Raw genomic sequence first — 19,896 nt, 5'->3', positions numbered from 1 at the left:
AAAAGAGGATGAAAGTCCTAAATAAATTTATTGTTGGTTTACTACTTACTATAGGCGTATTTAATGGAGTGATTAAATCTGAAGTAGTACAAAGTAATGGTGCTGATAACATCGGTATAGGTATATTCGAAGATAAACCTATCCCAGGCCATCACTAGGAGAAAAAGTTATGAAGCCTAAAAAAGTTTTGATTGTGGGGAAAGAGAAGGCGTTCAAAAAAGGCTCGATACATTCCGTATTATTGAATAAGGAAAAATATCAGCTTCATTACTTAAACAATGAAAATCTTTTACAAGATCCACTATTTTTAAAGGGATTCTCCTTGGCAATTATTAATAAAGTTAAAAGCATTTATATAGACAGTCTTCTAGAAAATAAAGTTCCTAGCATTGTATTAATTGGAAAAAGGGAGCAGCATTTAATCTCTGTTGTAAGTAATGTCCAAGGAATCGTTTCAAAGGAAAAACCAGAAGAGATACATTTTGCTATTGAAATGATAGAAAAGGGCGGCTTTTACTTTTCGACAGCATTAAAGCAATATATCTTTCCTTTAATGGCTAATAAAATTCCGTTTGATCTTGACGAAGAGTTGAAGTATATACCTACGATTTTAACTGAAATGGAGTTAAAAGTCGTAGAAGAGTTAATAAATGATAAAACCAATCAACAAATCGCAGATACTTTGTATTTAAGTAAGCGGACAGTTGAATACTATATTACATCTAGTATGCAAAAATTAAAAGTAAACTCAAGAGTGGGTCTGGCGGTTAAGATGACGAAGGCCATACTATTGCAGAATCAATCAATAAGTATAAGAAAAGTTCAAACGGTATATGCCTAGAGTCTGACCAAATGTCAGACTTTTTTTTATGGAAAAAATAGAGGGAAATAGTTCAAAAGTGAGGTTCACCTCCACTTTATTTATACAGTATACACATCCCAACTAGTAACACAGAACTAAGATAGGAGAATGTAAGAAGACGACTTACATTTGCGTGATTTACGGGTTCTTTTGACCCACTCCTATTTTATGATGAGCTTAATAAATACAAATAGGAGGAAATTATGAAAGGTAATTTTGTTAAACTACAGGCTCTTGAAGAAGAAGATTTTAAGTTGTTCTCAAAATGGGTTTGTCCATCAAAAGTAAGTGCATTGGCGAGAGGAGCCCAAGACTTTGCCACATTGGAGGACATTAAGGCTGATATTAGAACAGGGAATACAAATTATGCCACAGTGCTTACACATGACAATGAAAAGATAGGATTTATTTCCTGGCAGCCTCAGAAGTATGAAGGAAGTTATTTACTTGGTGGTGTAATAGGAAATCCCGATTTATGGGATATGGGTTACGGGGCAGAAGCCTCATTATTGATTTTAGATTATTTATTTCATTTTAAAAATGCTCACAAAGTTCAATTCATTAATGGTTTATACAACTTGAGGACTATTCGTTTTCTAATAAAAAATAAAGTCACAATAGAAGGGGTGCTACGTGACTATTTCTTCTTAGATGGAGAGTATCATGATGCTGTGGTTTCTTCTATTTTGAGGGAGGAATATTACTCTCAGGATGAGGGGAATCTGCCAGAGGATATGATCCCCAAAAGTGAAAAGGAGAAAACTAGAAAAGAATTATATGAATATCTCAATCATCAATGGAAGGATGAGTGCTTTCCAAGTTTGGTAAAAGGTGTTGGCGTTAATGTGGAGTGAAAAGGTAGTAGTCATAACAGGAGCTTCAAAAGGAATAGGAAAAAGTATGTCAAAGCATTTTACTGAATTAGGTGCAACTGTAATCATGCTATATCGATCTTCTTTATCAGAAATCAAACAAGTAGTTGAGGAGATAAAAAAAGAAACGGGTCATGAGCGTGTGTTTTTTGAAAAACTGGATGTCAATGATATTGAAATGGTCAAAAATGTTTTTCAAAATATAATATCCACGCATAAGCGAATTGATGTACTTATTAATAACGCGGGAATCAGTTTTGGTGGTGCATTAATTCCAAGTAACCCGGTAGAGAAGTGGAAAGAGATTGTGGACACCAACATTATGGGAACAATTAATTGCATTCATGCCGTTTCTTTTCACATGTTGTTAGCACAAAGCGGTTCAATTATTAATATATCATCCCTTTCAGGGTTGGTAGGAATAGAACGACTAAGTGCATATAGCGCAAGTAAAGCGGGAGTAATTGGTTTAACACGTTCACTTGGAAAGGAGTATGCCCCTTATAATGTCAGGGTGAATGCAGTTGCTCCAGGATATATTGAAGAAACTGGAATGGTAGATCGAATTCCAGAAAAGCAGATGACTGAGTTTCGAAAGAAAATCGCCATGGGCAGATTAGGGACTGCAAAAGAAGTTGCTGAAGCTGTATCATTTCTTGCTTCAGACAAATCAAGTTATATCACGGGGCAAACATTAGTCGTTGATGGAGGACTAATGTGAATGGATGGAGGTAGAAAAATTGAGAACAGCCATATTGTTTCCCCCTTTAATGAAACTTAAAAAGGGTGATTTCAAAAATTTATATGATTGTTTCCCTATAGTAAGAGAACAGTTTGAACAAGCAAGTGACATTATCGGTATAGACTTAGCAAAAAGTTTTTTTTTAGAAAATGAGGCCATGACAAATCGTGGGGATATTGCCCGAACGAGCATTGTAACAATCAGTTCAGCTTTATATAAGCTGATTAGAAATGAAATTAGTCAGCCAGATTTTTATTTAGGTCCAAGTCTAGGCCAAGTAAATGCTATTCATTGTAGTGGAAGTCTAGATTTTACAGATACTGTTAAAATGATTCAAGCTATGTGCTTAATGGAGGCTGAGGAGAAGAGTAATAAGGGCAATGGAGTTTATTTCTTCTACAACATTGATACCGAGGTACTGGATTACCATATTGCTGAATTACGTAATAAAGGCTGTACGCTAGAACCATGTATGTACGGAACTTCCAATCAAATGATTGTTAATGGAGATACCAAAAGTCTTGAGGAGCTAAGTAGCAAAATATCACCACTTGGGGGCCTTGGAATTACAATTCCTTATGGACCACCAGGTCATTGTTCTCTTCTTCAATCTGTCAAAGAGAGATTTGAGAATGAATTCATGCCCATGATCAAGCCGGTGAATCCCATTAAACCTTTGGTTAGTAACGTAACTGCCACGCCCTTATATACCGGGAAAGAGATAGCGAATGAGTTGGTTAATCAGTACACCAAACCTGTTCAATGGTATCAATCGCTAAAGTTTTTAGCAGAAAATAATGTGCAAAAGTTGATTGTGGTAGGCCCTGGGAATTTTGTAGCCAAATCACTACAATTTACGGATATTGATTTTGAAGTGGAATCATATCTTGTGGCGGAGGAGATCAATAAAATATGTACAAGAAGTAGTTCGTCTATTGGAGGTTAAAAGATGATAGGTCTAGTATTTCCCGGTTTAGCACCATCATACTACGAAGATATTAAAACTTTTATGCAAAATAGCCCATTTTCAAAAAGAAGATTTGAAGAGGCGAGTGAGGTTTTAGGTTTTTCATTGACTGAGGCTTTCAAAAATGTAGGAGATAAAGATTACGTAATTATGGAATGTGCCTTCCTTGCCAATACAATGGCAATGTTAGACCATTTCTATGAGGAATATCGCCTTTCTCCTCAAGTGGTCATTGGTCCGAGTTTTGGTGGAATTGTTGCAGCGATTTACGTGAAAAGCATTTCTTATAAAGAAGCTGTGTGGATAACAAAAGAATCCAATAAATTATCAGGTGAATGGTATGAACGGCTGGGGGATTTCAAAACTCACTTTGTTTATAATCTTTCATTGAATGAGTCCAATAAAATCATTGAGGATTTCAAGTCGAAAGGGCACTTTTTAGAATTGGTTGGAAATATGGAGAGTGTAATGTGTTTTTGCGGTAGCGCTTCTACAATTGATCTATTAAAAAGAACCTTGAATAATAAGCCAAAGTGTTTTTCTCTTCATACTATGGGACATCCCATCCATAGTGAGATATTAACTCCTTTACGACTAGATGTAGAAAGGGAAGTTTTTGCTAATGTTCAATTTAAGCCGCCTACTCTACCCATCATCTCGGATGTAGATGGAAGATTAATTAATCAGTCAGAGCAATTAAAAGTGATGATGTCGGAAGGATATGACCTCCCTGTACGTTGGGACTTAGTAACTAAACAGATGGAATCTCTCGGAATCAAAGAGGTATATGTTGTAGGTCCTAAAAATTTATTTTACCAACTTCTGAAAAATAAAATTAAGACCATTAAGGTTGATCCTGATTCGATAATTAAACAGGCAGTGACCCATTAAAGGACGGAATAAAATGATATTTACAGAGAGTGGATCCTATACAAAACAAATACTCTTCCATGATATAAGACAATCTATCGAAAGTTTATCTTTTCACAGTATCTCCAGTGGAAATCGAGTTGTAATTTCCGCAGAAAATTCTTATGAGTTTATTGTTACCCTATTTTCGCTAATCCATTTAGACTGCTCCATTATACTTCTAGATGGTCAGGTAGGGGAACAAAAAATTAAGAGAGTTATGGAAGAAACCAATGCAAAGATTTGCTTAATAGATCGTGATTTGCCTATCGTGAATACAATAAGTATAAAGCCATTGGCCTCACCAGATGAAATATCGTATATAGAATTTAAACTAAATATAGAAAAATGGAAATCGAGAAAGGATGCACTAATACTATATACATCAGGTTCAACGGGCCAATCCAAAGCAATAATTAAGTCTGGGCAGTCCATGTTTATCAATTTAGAAAGTACGATGAAAAGCATGTGCTACCTTCGAAACGACATATTATTACCGGTTATCCCTTTTTCCCATTTTTACGGATTATCTTTGGTGTTCATTTGGTGGATGATGGATTGTCATTTGGTCTTATGTGACTACAAGAAAGTAAGGAAAATTCTAAAGGCTATCTCTGATTACAAAGTAACGGTTGTTGATGCTATTCCTTCTACGTATCATGTTTTAATACAGCTAATGGAAAAAAGGCAAGAGGTTAGAAATGATTTAAAAAGATCAAGTGTTAGATTGTGGTGTATTGGAGGTTCTCCATTATCGGCTAAATTAGCTGCTGATTTTGAAGGTTATGTAGGCAGGCCCTTGCTTGACGGCTATGGTCTATCTGAAGCAGGAAATATAGCTTTAAATACAGGTAACGAGAAAGGCTGCGGTAAAGCTTTAGAGGGTGTAAGAATAATGATAATGGATGAATATGGAAAAGAAGCTCAAGCTGGAAACATTGGTGAAGTGTTAATAAAAAGCCCAGGATTAATGGAAGGATACCTTGGTTTAAAGAAAGAAACAGAAAGAGCCTTTCTAGATGGATGGTACCGTACAAGTGATTTGGGATATATGACACCAGATCAGCATCTTTATGTAGTTGGACGAAAAGGGGAGGGGTTCCTAAGGAAAGGTTATCTCATATACCCAGCAACAATTGAAAAAGAAATATTTGATTCTTTGGGATATAGAGGGAAGGTCTTTTCCTTTAAGGACGAAAAGAAAGATTCATATGTACTTATCTTTATAGAGGAAGATCCTGCAAATATAGCTGAAATTAAACGAAATATTTATACACATATAGATCCATTCTATCAGCCTAATAAAATCTTAGTGTTAAAGGAATTTCCATACTTGTTAAATGGAAAGGTTGATCAGGTTGGATTACAAAAACTTGCATCACAATGGAATCAAAATAGAGAGGAGGATTCAAATTGCATAGCACTATCATAGTTGATCCTTTCCCATCTTTAGTTCTGGAGAGAAAGGAAGCGATTGAGCGTACAATTGAATATCTCGAAAAAAACAGAGAATGTATGATGGAAATATTGACAGAGGTTTCACCTTATCATACAGCTAAAGATGAAATAAATATATCTATTCAAGCTCTCACCCGCGCGATTGCAGAGGTCAATGAAAATAGGCCACCAACATTGAATAGTATGTCAGTATTTATGCCATCAAACGTTTTGTTATACTCATATGTCCTCTACTTGTTAATCCCTTCGCTTTATGTAGAAAAAATTGAATTTAGGGGATCAGGGCTTGTTATTGAACAAGTTAGACAGCTACACAATTTGTTAAAAGAAATACATCAGTTGCCTATTCAATTATTAGAATTGTCTCATCGAAAGTACATTAAGGAATCAGCTCTACAGGCGGAACTAGTCATTTTTACTGGTGCCTATAAAAATGCTGAGGAAATTAAATTCCAACTTTCAGAAGATCAATTCTTTGTTTTCTTTGGTCACGGAGTCAATCCATTTATCTTAACTGAATCAGCGGATGTAGAAAAATCCATTAATGACCTTGTTTCTATACGAACATATAATTCCGGGCAAGACTGCTTAGGTCCAGATGTTATTTATGTACCAGAACATTTGAAAGATCCATTTGTTTCAATGTTAAAACAAAGATTAGAGGTACTCAAATTCGGTAGCAATAAGGACGGAGCAATGGATTATGGCCCTATTCACTACCTATCTGCAATAGACGTTGTGGCCGTACATTTAAATCAATTTAGTAACTATATCTACTCAGGAGGTAATATTCATTATCGTGAAAGAAGAATAGAACCAACGATCTTGTTAAGCAAAATAGAGGATGATTTGCCAATGGCGGAATTCTTTTCTCCTATCTTTAATGTGGTTACGTATAAGTCTGTGGAGGAAATCTTGGAAGTTTTTAAAACAGGTTATTTTCTTGAGAGAGCGATGGGGGCAACGGTGTATGGAGACTGCAATAAAAATTTAATTGATGCATTACATAAGAGGCATACGGTATCAATAAATAAAACCTTATTAGATATAGAAGATGGAAATGCCCCGTTCGGAGGTTATGGACCGATGGCTAATTATGTTTCTTATAAAGGTCAATTAATCATTAAGCCTATTTTACTTTCGAAAGTCCTCCATGATTATTGGGAGTCGAAGCATGACTAGTAATACAGTGTGGTATGCAATTACACAAGCCCTAAAATGCAATGGAGTAACTCAAGTTTTTGGTTTGCCTAGTGATGATCTTGCACTAATGATAGAAATAAAAAAGAATAACATTGATTTTTTAATAACTAAGGATCAAAGAAATGCGATGTTCATGGCAACTGGTTATAGTTTGGCCATGAATCAATTAGGTGTATGTGTTGTTGGAAAAGGACCAGCAATGATGAATTGTATGACGGGTGTCCTTGAGGCAGATGCACAATGTGCACCGGTTTTAATCATTGCAACTAGCACGAAAACAGAAAAATATGGCTTTAATAGGTCTTTCCAGGAAGCTAATCAATACGAAGTTGTGGCTCCTCTAGCAAAGTGGGCCCACCGTGTGGAGAGTGCTGATTCAATTCATTGGGTAATGAAGAAAGCAATATTTCTTGCCACATCAGGATCACCTGGACCTGTATATATAGAAATACCAGAGGACATTGGTTTTCAACAGATGCAGAAAAATGAAGTTTCCTCATATATACCTACCATTCATTCAAAGCTTTCTGCAGATGTAGAAAATATAAACAAAGCAAGAAGGATGATTAAAGAATCAACAAAACCGATCATCATTTACGGGGGAGGAACGAAACGAGGAAGAGATAGACATCTATTAAAGGCATTTGCGGAATGGCTTAGGGCACCTATCTTTGTAACAGCTTCAGGACGTGGTGCGATTTCTGAAGAGGATCCTCTTTTTTGTGGTTTAGCAGGATTATATTGTCCAGCTCATATGATGGAACTTATCACACAATCAGATTTATTTATATCAGTGGGTAGTAGACTCGAAGAAACAGCTACTTTCGGTTGGGAAGCCTCACTAAAAGCAAATAAAATGATACAAATTAATATCAGTGAGCAAGGTTTCAATCTTTTGTATGATAGTTTTAATCTCCAGGGGGATGCAGAAGAAATTTTAAGTAAATTAATGGAGACTAGTATTCCAAGAGAAGATTCATATCAGTGGATAGAATTTGCGGAAAATTTAAAGAATCATCTCTTTAGAGAAAAGGATGCAGTAACTTATCATTATAATCAATTAAGGGTTGCTGACATTCTTAACGTGTTAAATAGTTATTTACCAAAAGAGGTTGTTTTTGTTCATGAAAATGGTTTGCAAGACATGTGGAGTTATTTTTATCCTTATCATGCTCTAAAAGCGGGTCAGGATGCTATTACTCCTAGCGAACAAACGCCCTTAGGATTTGGAGCAGCAGCAGCAGTAGGGGTTGCCCAAGCTCAAAAAGACAAAATGGTTGTGGCTATAGTAGGAGACGGTGCATTTACTCTTTTCCAAAGCGATCTTTCAACTGTAGTACAGAATAAAATTCCCATCATATATGTTGTTTTAAATAATGGTGGATATGGATGGTTAGCTTATCAAAATAAAAATAATGGGGCATCTTCCGTTTTTATTCATGAAGAGGAATCGGCGCTTATAGGTGTACATTCAAATCTGCATCACCTACAAGTAAAATCCTGTCATGAACTCGTAGATTCAATTAAAGAAGCTATGGCTGCGTATAGAGTAGGTAAATCAGTTGTACTAGAATGCTTTGTACAAGTAAATGATGTAGCATCTGCTTTAAAAGATATATATGGGGATTTTCCACTAAAGGAGAGGTGAATAAGGTAAATGGAAGCATTACTCACTGAAAAAATATTGAATCAAACAGGGTTAGAAATCCCAGTTAATATTCAAGGGATAGGATTTCGTGTACCAGGCAAAATTGTAAAAAATGAAGATCTAGTGAAAGAACTAGATACAAGTGATCAATGGATACAGGACAAAACCGGAATAAAGGAAAGGAGGTACTTAGAAGAGGAGTATGTGACTTCTGATCTCTGTGCAAGTGCAGCGGCGGAGGCACTCCTGGATGCTGATATTCAAGCAGAAGAGATTGATGCCATTATTGTCACCACTACTTCACCTGATCAAGCATTACCTTCAACTGCAATGATTATCAAAGAAAAAATAGGTGCAGAAAAAGCGATTCCGATTGATCTTACGCAAAGTGGCTGTGCAGGTGGGATTTATGCTATGTATGTCGGGACTCATCTACTCCAAAATAGCAATGTGAAAAATGTATTAGTGATCGGTTGTGAAATCCTTTCGAGGATTAGTGATCCAAAGGATCGCACTACACGTGTATTTTTTGGTGATGCAGCTGGAGCAATGGTGTTGCAAAAAACAAGAAAGGGTGGAGGCATTCTTTCCTTCCATTTAGATTCAGAGCTTAATTATGCAGTTCAAATCCCTGGAGGCGGGACAGTACCACTCGGTGAAAATGAAGATTATAGAACAAGCCAATTTGTTAAGATGAATGGTCGTGAAGTCTGGAATACTGCAACAAGAGTAGTTCCAACTTCTATAAGGGAAGCCATAGTATCTGCAGGATTAACAATAGGTGATATTGATCATTTCTTAGTCCATCAGGCAAATCTTAATATAGTAAAAGAAGTTATGCATGATTTAAATGTCCCACTCGAAAAAACGACCATAACTGTACAAGAATATGCCAATACTGGTTCAGCGACATTATATTCAGTTTTATATAAAGCCTTGAAAGATGGAAAAGTGAAAGAGGATGATACGATTGTTCTTTCAGCTATTGGCGCGGGTTTCTTATGGGGTTCTATCTGCTTAAAATATACTAAAAATGAGAAAAGGGGTTAGGAAAATGAAAGAAAAAATAAAAGAGAAATTTATTGAGGTCTATAAAATGGATATTAAACCGGAGGAATTATTGGATGATAGCTATTTATTTGGGCCAGATTCAGTATATGGTTTAGATTCTATGGATGTTTTGGTTTTCATTAATGAATTAAAAAAAGAATTTGGCTTAGAATATAGCACATTAGATACTGATTCCTTTATGACTATCAATAATATTATTAGTTTTATTGAGAAACAAAAAAAATCTGAATCTGTTTAAGGTTATGGAAAGCTTATCGTATTTACCGCACAAGTATCCTTTCCTATACGTAGACCGAGTAGTTGAAAGAGAACCGATGATGTGGGTAAAGGGTTATAAAAATATAAGCAATAATGAATGGTTTATTAGTGAAAGTCAAAAAAGTATGCCTTCTACACTTATTATTGAAGCAATTGGGCAAATCGGCGCTTTTGTTCGCATTGAAAAATCAGAAAAATATGAAATATTAGCCGGGATTAATGGCGCACAAATACATGGTTCAGCTTATCCAGGGGATAGGTTAGATTTGTACTTTGAGGTTACAAGAATAAGGAATGGATTAATGAAAGGGAAGGGTATTGCTTCAGTTAATGGTTCTGTAATTGTGTCTATAGAAGAAATTACAACTGTTTACCTATGAAAAAACCTCCTTTTTTAGGAGGTTTTTAGCATTTTTTAATAACAGGCGAAATTTGCGTGATACTCTAATCTTTTTGTTGTTCAAACTGAATACAATAGAGAGGTGTTTGTAGGTGATAATAAGTAAAATATAGAAGGAGTCGAAGAATGAAGTCAATTATTAATTTTTCAATTAAGAACAAGCTCGCAATTTGGATCGTCACAATCTTTATTATAGTCTTTGGTATGTTTTCTGCCTTTCAAATGAAAATGGAGCAACTCCCAAATATTAATGAGCCAATCGTTGATATTACAACTATTTATCCCGGTGCATCGTCTGAAGAAGTTTCGGATAAAATTACCAACCAGATAGAAAATGGTGTGCGGAATTTAGATGGGGTAAAAAATGTGGTATCAACTTCCATGCAAGACGCGTCATCGATCCAAGTAGAATATGGATTTGATAAGGATCTTAAGGAAGCAGAACAGGAAATTGAAGAAACGATAAAAAACCTGAATCTTCCGGAGGATGCCCAGACACCAAAGGTTGCGAGACTTAGCTTTAATGATTTACCAATTTTAGTTGTATCCGTATTAAATCAGAATAGTAACCTTTCAGAAGTAAGCAATCTCGTAAAAAATGAAATACAGCCGGCTTTTGAAGAAATTCAGGGAATCTCTACAGTAAATATCGTTGGGAATGAGTCGAAAGAGGTCAGAATCAATCTTTTACCGGAAAGACTACAAGAATATCAACTGCGTGATCAAGACGTAGCAGAATATTTGAATAGCGTGTTAAATGAATTTTCATTAGGCGTGAAAGAGGTTGATAATCAAGAAAAGGTCGTTGCGATTCAAAGCGAAGTGGATATAGAAAAACTAAAGGATATCAGTGTGCCAATTAATCCGCAATCTGTAATAGAAGGAGTAGATCAAACAGCAGAAGCAACACCTACCCTTAGTGATATTGCGGAAGTTGAGTTAGAACAAAGCTCATCGTCTATCTCTAGATTTAATGGGGAAGAGTCAATTGGTATACAAGTAGTACAAGGAGTAAACGGGAATACGGTTGAAATTATTGACGCAATAACCAATAAAATGGATGAGTTTGAAAAACAATATGACGGTTTAACATTTGAAACAGTATTGAATAGTGGCGATCCAATAAAAGATTCCATCAGTATGATGTTCAAAAAGGCTCTAATAGGAGCCGCATTTGCAGTATTGATTATATTACTGTTTCTGAGAGATATAAAATCTACCCTTATATCGGTTATTTCAATTCCACTATCATTACTCATTGCATTATTGTTACTTCATCGGATTGGAATAAGCTTGAACTTAATGACAATTGGAGCGATGACAGTTGCCATTGGAAGAGTAGTTGATGACTCGATTGTTGTTATTGAGAACATTCATAGAAAAATAAAGTTATCTAAAGAACCATTGAGTGGAAATGCATTAATTGTAGCAGCTACAAAGGAAATGTTTTCACCAATTATGTCCTCTACGATTGTAACAATTGCAGTGTTCCTTCCATTAGGGCTTGTTGATGGTCCAGTAGGAGAACTATTTTATCCTTTTGGATTAACAATCGTATTTGCCCTTTTAGCCTCACTGTTAGTTTCTATAACAATTGTGCCAATGATGGCTCATTTTATGATGAGTAGAAAAGTGGAAAAGCGTGCTTCTAGAGATAAGAAACATAAAGGAGAAACGTATAGAAAGATACTAAGATGGAGTCTTAATCATAAAATCGTATCTTTCACATGTATCAATATTCTTTTAATTGGTAGTTTGTTTTTGATTCCATTTATTGGCGTCACCTTCATACAAGAAGATGAAAATAACTTACTTATTATCACTTATGATCCAAAAACAGGTGATACAAGAGAAGAAATTAATGAGCAAGTAGAGACTGTAGAAGATTATTTGCTTGGTAGGGAACATATAGAGCTCGTCCAATCATCACAAGGTGGAGGAAATCCACTTAACCCAGCGGATACCCGACAAGTTCTATTCTTCATTAAATATAAAGGAAGCGTTGAAGACTTTGGAAAAGAGCAGGAAGTAATCTCTGCTGAAATTCGGAAGCAAACCGAGGGAGAATGGAGTTTTCAGGATTCTGGTTCAGGCAATAGTCAAATGAATATTTATGTTTACGGTAATAATTTTGAAGAGATTAATCAGTCAATAGGTCAGATTGAAGATAAACTATCAAATAGAGAAGAAGTAAAGAGCATAAAAACCAATGTCTCTGAGTTGCATGATAAGCTTGGTTTTCAGCTGAAACTGGATGAATTAATCAATAATGGTGTGCACCCAGAACAGGTTTATTCAGCACTAGGTGGAGGGGTGGACATGAGACTCACCACTATAAATGAGGAAGGAGACGACTTACCTGTTTACTTGAATACAGCAAAAACGATTGAAAAACAGGAGGATTATCTTAAGTTGCCTATCTCCACTTTGTCTGGTGAAGAGATAGAACTATCAGAGGTGACAGAACTCATTGAGCAAGAAGCTCCCTCAGCTATATACAATCGTAATGGCAAGCAATATGGTGAAGTAACGATTAATGTTCAAAGCAATGATATCAATAAGACAATCAAAGATTTAGAAAGTGAATTAAAAGGAATTTCATTTGGGAATGGAGTCAACCTCGAATTTGGCGGTGTTTCAGATCAAATTGAAGACTCTTTTAATCAATTAATTATTGCTTCAGGTCTTGCTATCTTCGTTGTATTTTTCGTTTTAATTGTCACATTTGGAGGTGGTCTAGCACCATTTGCTATCCTATTCTCCTTGCCATATGCAATTATTGGTAGTTTGGTTGGACTCTTGTTAACTAGAGAACCAATTAGTATTTCAGTAATGATTGGTGCCTTAATGTTAATCGGAATAGTTGTAACAAATGCGATCGTTTTAGTTGCGAGAATTATTCAGAATGAAAAAGAAGGTATTGATTTAAGGGAGGCAATATTAGAAGCGGGTACAACACGTTTGAGACCGATATTAATGACTGCTTTTGCAACTGTAGGGGCATTAGTTCCACTTGTGTTTACTGGTGAGACGGATGGAAGTGGCCTAATTTCGAGGGGATTAGGGATAACAGTCATTGGTGGTCTTACAACGTCAACAATACTCACTTTGATTGTCGTTCCAGTTGTTTATGAAGCTTTAATGAAGATGAAAAAGAAGTTTAAGAAGAAAAGAGCTCAAAAAGAAGAAGTAAACATTGAGGCTTAGTGGTGTTTTCACTAAGCTTTCTTTTTCTCAATTCTGTGGGTATTTTGGACGAGGATAAGATCTGTTTTTTAATGGTTATGATTTAAAATTTAGGTGAAAGTATTCAAAAAGGAGAATGAAAGGTGAGTTCAATTTTTAAAAACCGCTTTATTTATTGTATCCTTTTCTCTGCCTTATTTCTTCAAATGGGTATTTGGATAAGGAACTTTTCGATATTACTATTTGTTACTGAACAAACGAATGGAAACGCTATAGCCATTTCTTTTATAATGCTTGCGGAGTATGCCCCCATTTTTTTGTTTTCTTTCCTAGGAGGAACATTTGCAGACCGTTGGCAACCAAAGAAGACGATGGTATGGTGTGATATTCTTACGGCAATATCAATTTTTGCTATTTTTGCTGCGCTACTTTTTAGTACTTGGAAAGTTGTCTTTTTTATTACTTTAATTTCTGCAGTGCTTTCCCAGCTTTCCCAACCAGCGGGTATGAAGTTATTTAAGCAAAATCTCCCAGACAAACTATTACAGCCTGCGATGTCTCTTTATCAAACCTTATCTGCTGTTTTTATGATAATGGGGCCGGTCATTGGTACCATTGTTTATGAAAACTTAGGCCTTCTCCCTTCCATTTTAATCACTGGAAGTGCCTTTCTATTATCTGCTTTTTCGTTGTTTTTCATTACAGAGAGTAAAAATATTGAAAGGGAGTCGTCCATACATATAGCCAATATTTTGGATGATATGAGGGGTGGAATAAAATACGTCCTTAAAAATAATCAATTAAAAGCGCTGGGAGCATGTTTCTTATTTGCAGGACTAGCAGTAGGGCTCATTCAACCAATGAACATTTTTATTGTCATGGAAAAATTGTCATTAGGAACAGAGTATTTACAGTGGCTTCTAATGATAAATGGCTTAGGAATGGTGATTGGTGGAGTAATATCATTTACTTTATCTAGTAAGATACAACCGATGAAGTTTTTAGCAATAGGAGTGGCAATGACCGCGATATCTATAAGTATAATTGGCTATTCAACAGTACTTACGCTAACACTATTAGGACAATTTTTATATGGGGTATTTCTTCCGGTTATTCAAATAGGCATTCATACAATGGTATTAAAAAATACAAATGATCATCTTATAGGAAGGGTCAACGGTATTTTAGTGCCTCTGTTTAGTGGGTCTATGGTAATGAGTATAACATTAGTAGGCATATTAAAAAGTGTGGTATCAGTAACTTTTATCTTTCAAGTGTCTGCTTGTTTATTCCTTGTTGCTTTGGCGATTATTTTACGAAACACAAAGCAGCAGTCATTGAATGAACCAGGACAAGCTAGAAATGTTTAATGTTTGAAGCTACTAAATAGTGAGCAACTACTATATGAATTTATCATTCCTTGTGAATAGGTGGCTTCATTTGAATCCGTATTGATACAAACATTTCTTAATAAAAATGAACAGTAGAGCAATTTAGTGAATAAAAGAAACAAGCAGTGATTATGCTTGTTTCTTAAATCATTTTTGCAGTATATATTGAAAACACCGTTTCGCAGTTGCTTCCGGTGCAACAAGAATAGGGGTGCTGGGTGTCACTTGGTTAGCTACATGTGCCATGCTGTATTGCGAGAGGACGATGACATCTACCTTCCCATCCATTTCCGCCACCATTCTCCTGACTCTTTCGTCATGTTCTTCTTTTTTTCCTTCAAAAAGTAGATGGATGATGCCAGGATCAACAACAGATTCAATGGCACAGTTCGGTTGACGTGCTTGTAGGTAATTAATTAGCGCTTCGGGTGTTTCTCTGACGGTAGAGATTAAACCGATTCGATTATATTCTAAAGCCTCATCTAGCATCGCTTCGTCTGAACGGAACATTTTCACTCGACAAAGTGGTTGAAGGATAGCTGTTAAAGGATTGAATGCCGAACAAGTTAGTTGAATACAATCAGGGCGAGCTTCAGCTGCTAAAGAGACAGATTTTGAAAAGCGCCGAGCAATTTCTGGTGTCAATGAGCCGCTTTCTTCAATCATCGTCAGTAAGTGAGTATCCATGAAATGTAATAATTCAACCTCAGGCGCCACTTTTCTAAACGCTTCTTCTATAGGCTTTAAAGCAGTCGTTGTTGCGTGTATTAAGGCAACCTTCATTTTATCTATCACCTCATCCTTTCCGCTTTCGTGCTTTCATTTCCGAGCAGTTAATTGTATTCTCTATAGTATATCTAATAATCAATGAAAATAGTATAAAAACTAATGAAGGAGAGAAAGAGATGAATTCGGATTGGCAGAAAAGACTTTCTCCGGAGAAAGAAAAGCCTTACTTCCAAAAGTTGATGAGCTTTTTAGAACAGGAATATCGGAATCATACGATTTATCCTGTAAAGGGAAATATCTTTAATGCATTGGAATATACAAGCTTTGAAGAGACAAAAGTGGTTATCCTTGGTCAAGACCCATATCATGGTGCCAATCAGGCGCATGGCTTAAGCTTTTCGGTACAACCTGGTGTGAAAATACCTCCGTCTCTACGAAATATATATAAAGAATTAGCAACAGATATTGGTTGTCCCATACCTAACCATGGTTGCCTCATTTCTTGGGCGAAGCAGGGGGTATTATTATTAAATACGGTATTAACAGTAAGAGAAGGAGAGGCCAATGCTCATCGTGGACAAGGGTGGGAAGAGTTTACGAATCATATTATTACTTCTTTAAATCATAGAGAGAAGCCTATTATTTTTGTGTTGTGGGGGAAGCCCGCGCAAGCGAAGTTAAAGTTAATTAATACAGAAAAACATGCCACTATCCTCGCGCCCCATCCGAGTCCGTTATCTGCTCATAGAGGCTTCTTTGGTAGCAAGCCATTCTCAAAAATTAATCAAAAATTGTTAGAATGGGGAGAGAAACCGATAGATTGGAAAATAGACAATATATAAGACTTTTCGTCATGTTTCACGTGAAACGAGAGGGGTGCTGTCGAAATGCCGGAGAAAAAGGTAAGCTGTGTCAAATGTAAATATTTCTATGTTACATGGGATCAAAGATTTCCCAGAGGCTGCAAGGCATTTGGTTTTAAAACAAAAAAATGGCCGTCGATGGAGGTTCATACTGCGTCAGGGCAATCGTGTTTGCGTTTTGAAAAGAAGAACTGATACACTATAGGAAGAAAAAGATGGTAGATGAAGTAGGTGAATACATGAGTATTTCAATCGAGAAAATGCTAAGTAAAATGGAAGCTGAGATTATTGAGGCGAAAGGGTTAAATGAATCGGCAGTAAGAGAAAGAGTCCATGCTATTAAAACGTTGTGTGAAGTGATTCTTGATCAATCAACGGGAGTAGTACGGACTGCGCAAACGCAGCAACAACCGATGGTAACTCCTCAGACGAATATCCCCGGTCCTCAACAGGTAAGTCTGAATGAAAAACCAATGAAAATGGGTGATGAGGCAAACGGTGAGTCGATTTTTGACTTTTAAGGAGTAGCTTTACTTTACCTGTTATACTAAATACATACTTAAAAGAAAGAGGCTGAAAATAAATGAAGCTTTTCATCATTATTGGGGCGATTTTTGCCTTTCTAGCTGTTGCATTTGGTGCATTTGGAGCCCATGCTTTAGAAGGTAAAGTAGTAGGCAAGTATATGGATAATTGGCAAACGGCTGTACAATATCAAATGTTCCATGCTATTGGGATTTTTATTGTTGCTTTATTATTATCGAAAATGCCAGACTCTTCCTTATTAACTTGGTCTGGCTGGTTAATGGCATTTGGTATCTTATTTTTCTCTGGAAGTTTATATATCTTAGCATTAACGAAAATATCCATATTAGGCGCCATTACACCTATTGGTGGTGTAGCATTCCTTGTCGGTTGGGTACTTATTCTTGTATTTGCTGTAAAACACTTATAATATAATGAAGGGCTGAACATTTATGATGTTCAGCCCTTTTTCAACAGAAAGTATAAAATTTTTCAATGAGTTATCATGTCTAGCTCCAGCGTCATGGAGCTCGAGGTCATAAGTCAAAGCTGTCTATGAGGTAAAGGGCAACCTCAAAGCCATCTTCGTCTTATGCTTGTCGCTCCAGAGCGAGCCGCTTCCGCTTTTCATCATGTCGAGCTCCAGCGGCATGGAGCTCGAGGTCATAAGTCAAAGCTGTCTATGAGGTAAAGGACAACCTCAAAGCCATCTTCGTCTTATGCTTGTCGCTCCAGAGCGAGCCGCTTCCGCTTTTCATCATGTCTAGCTCCAGCGTCATGGAGCTCGAGGTCATAAGTCAAAGCTGTCTATGAGGTAAAGGACAACCTCACAGCCATCTTCGTCTTATGCTTGTCGCTCCAGAGCGAGCCGCTTCCGCTTTTCATCATGTCTAGCTCCAGCGTCATGGAGCTCGAGGTCATAAGTCAAAGCTGTCTATGAGGTAAAGGACAACCTCACAGCCATCTTTGCCTTATGCTTGTCGCCGAAAGGCGGGCGCCTTCCGCTTTTCTGCTTACCTTGGGTTGTATTGTGTTAATTGCGCTGGATAATAGTATTCAATCTCCTCAGGGAAAACAACATAATCTAAATAAATCATTGGGATTAAGTAGCGCTCACCTGTTTCGGGATCACTAATAATGACATGATCACGTCCAGCTGCTTCAATGATTCCTTTAAACACTTTGGCATTCCATTGTGAATTATTTTCAAATGTTGTATAGATGGATGCAAGCTTACCGCGATTTAATCTGAGAATATTTTCAATAAAGGATTGTTCCATTGGCAGTTGACCTGTTGATTGACCTTGAACGTTTGTTGGCATCCCTTGTGTTGGTATGTTTACTGAAGGTGGTTGAGTGTTGAAATTCTGTTGAGGCTGCTGCTGATATTGGTTGTTGTATTGCTGTTGTTGTTGTTGTTGGGGATTCCCACCATAATAAGGATAACCTTGTTGAGTCATTGCACTTCCCTCCAAATAAATTAATAAACAGATGGGCAATCTGATTCGGTAGGGATGTAGAAACAGTGTGATTTGAACCTACCTGAATTCCATTGGTTATACCATTGTGCTGGACAATCGCCACCTGGTCTAAAAAACCATAAAGCATTACTAGCAGGGTGTTGCCTTTCGCCTTTTAAAACTCTTCTTGCTAAGTTCAATTCATTCGATCGTGCCGCTTGATAAAAATAGCCTTTCTGCGTTGCTTCAAACCCACCAGGATTTTGAAAAACCATTTGCCTAATGGATGTAATGTCTTTAAAATCCAAGCAATTACCAAGGACGCGATTGACGCCGACATTGCCAACCATTAACATACCAAGATTTCCTTCACCTTCTGCTTCTGCACGCAAAAGTCTTGCTAGTAGCTTTACATCTGCTTCTGTGTAGGCTATCACGCCCATACAATCACCTCTTAAAAAGTTTGCCATGTTGCTAGATAGAGGCTTATTCATAAACTCACTATTTATAACTATGTATAAGCCTTTTCATTTATGACAAAAAAACTCCCGCCAATAAATTGACGGGAACGATATCGATTAATTAACATGTAAAAACTTACTTAAACCATTTTCTGGTAAAAGGTTACCTACATAGAAGGCACCGAACTCTCCGTAACGAGCACTTACTTCATCAAAACGCATTTCGTATACGAGCTTTTTGAATTGTAGCACATCATCGGCAAATAAAGTGACGCCCCACTCATAATCGTCAAATCCGACTGAGCCAGTGATGATTTGTTTAACTTTGCCAGCATAAGAGCGTCCGATGAGACCATGGCTGCGCATTAATTCACGACGTTGATCCATTGGGAGCATATACCAGTTGTCCTCACCTTGTCTACGCTTATCCATTGGATAGAAGCAAACATATTTCGCTTGTGGAAGTGTTGGATATAATCGACTTCTCACATGAGGATTCTGATAAGGGTCTTCATTAGAATCTCCTGCCATATAGTTACTTAATTCAACGACAGAAACGTAAGAGAAAGTCGGAATCGTATATTCTGCTAATTTTGTTTTATTGAATTCATTTTCTAGCTCATTTAATTCTTCCATTGTTGGGCGTAAAAGCATCATCATAAAGTCTGCTTTTTGACCGACAATTGTATATAGTGCATGGCTACCTTTCTCGGCAGCTTGCGTGGTGTTCCATTTATCAACCAGTGATAGAAATTCGTGAATAGCGGCTTCACGCTCATCGCTAGAAATCATTTTCCATGTAGTCCAATCGATGGCACGGAAGTCATGGAGACAATACCAGCCGTCAAGAGTTTTTGCTGCTTCGTTCATTGTCATCGCTCCTCATATATG

At 36.8% G+C, this 19,896-nt stretch carries 21 protein-coding genes; 17 read left to right on the top strand and 4 right to left on the bottom strand.

Translation table 11 applies throughout. The features are described 5' to 3' along the window. The first annotated feature begins 8 nt into the window (after window positions 1-8). The 14 genes from MKX83_RS22760 to MKX83_RS22695 all read left to right on the top strand — a co-directional run bounded on the left by MKX83_RS22760 (window position 9) and on the right by MKX83_RS22695 (window position 14,946). Window positions 9-158 (top strand): hypothetical protein, encoded by a 150-nt coding sequence (locus tag MKX83_RS22760; protein ID WP_224936817.1) that lies wholly within the window; start codon window positions 9-11, stop codon window positions 156-158. 11 nt (window positions 159-169) lie between these two features. After that, window positions 170-841 (top strand): response regulator transcription factor, encoded by a 672-nt coding sequence (locus tag MKX83_RS22755; RefSeq protein WP_251162347.1) that lies wholly within the window; start codon window positions 170-172, stop codon window positions 839-841. Window positions 842-1,065: 224 nt separating this feature from the next. Beyond that, on the top strand, window positions 1,066-1,716 hold the full coding sequence (locus tag MKX83_RS22750; protein WP_095371516.1) for a GNAT family N-acetyltransferase: 651 nt from the start codon (window positions 1,066-1,068) through the stop codon (window positions 1,714-1,716). After that, the gene (locus tag MKX83_RS22745) at window positions 1,706-2,455 is read left to right on the top strand and encodes an SDR family NAD(P)-dependent oxidoreductase (protein WP_341058172.1); all 750 of its coding nucleotides are present in this window, start codon (window positions 1,706-1,708) and stop codon (window positions 2,453-2,455) included. Before MKX83_RS22750 ends, MKX83_RS22745 begins: the two co-directional genes overlap by 11 nt. Before the next feature lie 19 nt (window positions 2,456-2,474). Beyond that, window positions 2,475-3,422, top strand: a complete 948-nt coding sequence (locus MKX83_RS22740) for an ACP S-malonyltransferase (protein ID WP_224936814.1) — start codon at window positions 2,475-2,477, stop codon at window positions 3,420-3,422. A gap of 3 nt (window positions 3,423-3,425) precedes the next feature. Continuing rightward, window positions 3,426-4,334 (top strand): hypothetical protein, encoded by a 909-nt coding sequence (locus MKX83_RS22735; protein ID WP_224936813.1) that lies wholly within the window; start codon window positions 3,426-3,428, stop codon window positions 4,332-4,334. 13 nt (window positions 4,335-4,347) lie between these two features. Beyond that, window positions 4,348-5,784: a class I adenylate-forming enzyme family protein gene (locus MKX83_RS22730; protein ID WP_341058168.1), complete on the top strand. Its 1,437-nt coding sequence runs from the start codon at window positions 4,348-4,350 to the stop codon at window positions 5,782-5,784. After that, window positions 5,766-6,992: an aldehyde dehydrogenase family protein gene (locus MKX83_RS22725; RefSeq protein ID WP_281202796.1), complete on the top strand. Its 1,227-nt coding sequence runs from the start codon at window positions 5,766-5,768 to the stop codon at window positions 6,990-6,992. Before MKX83_RS22730 ends, MKX83_RS22725 begins: the two co-directional genes overlap by 19 nt. Beyond that, a complete protein-coding gene (locus MKX83_RS22720; protein ID WP_341058166.1) occupies window positions 6,985-8,661 on the top strand; it encodes a thiamine pyrophosphate-binding protein in 1,677 nt (558 codons plus the stop codon). The genes MKX83_RS22725 and MKX83_RS22720 overlap by 8 nt, the downstream gene beginning before the upstream one ends. A gap of 9 nt (window positions 8,662-8,670) precedes the next feature. Beyond that, on the top strand, window positions 8,671-9,711 hold the full coding sequence (locus MKX83_RS22715; protein ID WP_341058164.1) for a 3-oxoacyl-ACP synthase III family protein: 1,041 nt from the start codon (window positions 8,671-8,673) through the stop codon (window positions 9,709-9,711). A 4-nt stretch (window positions 9,712-9,715) separates the two neighbouring features. After that, on the top strand, window positions 9,716-9,970 hold the full coding sequence (locus tag MKX83_RS22710) for an acyl carrier protein (protein WP_095371523.1): 255 nt from the start codon (window positions 9,716-9,718) through the stop codon (window positions 9,968-9,970). A 4-nt stretch (window positions 9,971-9,974) separates the two neighbouring features. Beyond that, entirely contained in the window at window positions 9,975-10,370 is a 396-nt protein-coding gene (locus MKX83_RS22705) for a 3-hydroxyacyl-ACP dehydratase FabZ family protein (RefSeq protein ID WP_341058162.1), read from the top strand. Window positions 10,371-10,516: 146 nt separating this feature from the next. After that, window positions 10,517-13,597 carry an efflux RND transporter permease subunit gene (locus MKX83_RS22700; RefSeq protein WP_341058160.1) on the top strand — a complete coding sequence of 1,027 codons (3,081 nt, stop codon included), beginning with the start codon at window positions 10,517-10,519 and terminating at the stop codon, window positions 13,595-13,597. A gap of 122 nt (window positions 13,598-13,719) precedes the next feature. Then, on the top strand, window positions 13,720-14,946 hold the full coding sequence (locus tag MKX83_RS22695) for an MFS transporter (protein ID WP_341058157.1): 1,227 nt from the start codon (window positions 13,720-13,722) through the stop codon (window positions 14,944-14,946). Between the two features lie 168 nt (window positions 14,947-15,114). Here MKX83_RS22695 and MKX83_RS22690 read toward each other — a convergent pair whose 3' ends face one another. Beyond that, a complete protein-coding gene (locus MKX83_RS22690; protein ID WP_224936805.1) occupies window positions 15,115-15,750 on the bottom strand; it encodes an aspartate/glutamate racemase family protein in 636 nt (211 codons plus the stop codon). Window positions 15,751-15,872: 122 nt separating this feature from the next. Between MKX83_RS22690 and MKX83_RS22685 the strand changes: the two genes are divergently transcribed. The 3 genes from MKX83_RS22685 to MKX83_RS22675 all read left to right on the top strand — a co-directional run bounded on the left by MKX83_RS22685 (window position 15,873) and on the right by MKX83_RS22675 (window position 17,514). Beyond that, a complete protein-coding gene (locus MKX83_RS22685; protein ID WP_281203338.1) occupies window positions 15,873-16,538 on the top strand; it encodes a uracil-DNA glycosylase in 666 nt (221 codons plus the stop codon). A 236-nt stretch (window positions 16,539-16,774) separates the two neighbouring features. Beyond that, window positions 16,775-17,080: a YwdI family protein gene (locus tag MKX83_RS22680; RefSeq protein WP_251162341.1), complete on the top strand. Its 306-nt coding sequence runs from the start codon at window positions 16,775-16,777 to the stop codon at window positions 17,078-17,080. A gap of 62 nt (window positions 17,081-17,142) precedes the next feature. Beyond that, a complete protein-coding gene (locus tag MKX83_RS22675; protein ID WP_095371531.1) occupies window positions 17,143-17,514 on the top strand; it encodes a DUF423 domain-containing protein in 372 nt (123 codons plus the stop codon). A 583-nt stretch (window positions 17,515-18,097) separates the two neighbouring features. Here MKX83_RS22675 and gerQ read toward each other — a convergent pair. The 3 genes from gerQ to hemQ form a co-directional block, all read right to left on the bottom strand. Continuing rightward, window positions 18,098-18,544 carry a spore coat protein GerQ gene (gene gerQ / locus MKX83_RS22670; RefSeq protein ID WP_251162340.1) on the bottom strand — a complete coding sequence of 149 codons (447 nt, stop codon included), beginning with the start codon at window positions 18,542-18,544 and terminating at the stop codon, window positions 18,098-18,100. A gap of 20 nt (window positions 18,545-18,564) precedes the next feature. Continuing rightward, entirely contained in the window at window positions 18,565-18,987 is a 423-nt protein-coding gene (locus MKX83_RS22665; protein ID WP_095371533.1) for a cell wall hydrolase, read from the bottom strand. A 135-nt stretch (window positions 18,988-19,122) separates the two neighbouring features. Continuing rightward, window positions 19,123-19,875: a hydrogen peroxide-dependent heme synthase gene (gene hemQ, locus MKX83_RS22660; RefSeq protein ID WP_341058148.1), complete on the bottom strand. Its 753-nt coding sequence runs from the start codon at window positions 19,873-19,875 to the stop codon at window positions 19,123-19,125. Between the last annotated feature and the right edge of the window lie 21 nt (window positions 19,876-19,896).

Origin of the sequence: Cytobacillus sp. FSL M8-0252, from assembly GCF_038007345.1 — a bacterium.
GTDB lineage: Bacteria > Bacillota > Bacilli > Bacillales > Cytobacillaceae > Cytobacillus > Cytobacillus kochii.
This window is presented reverse-complemented; position numbering and strand designations above follow the sequence as displayed.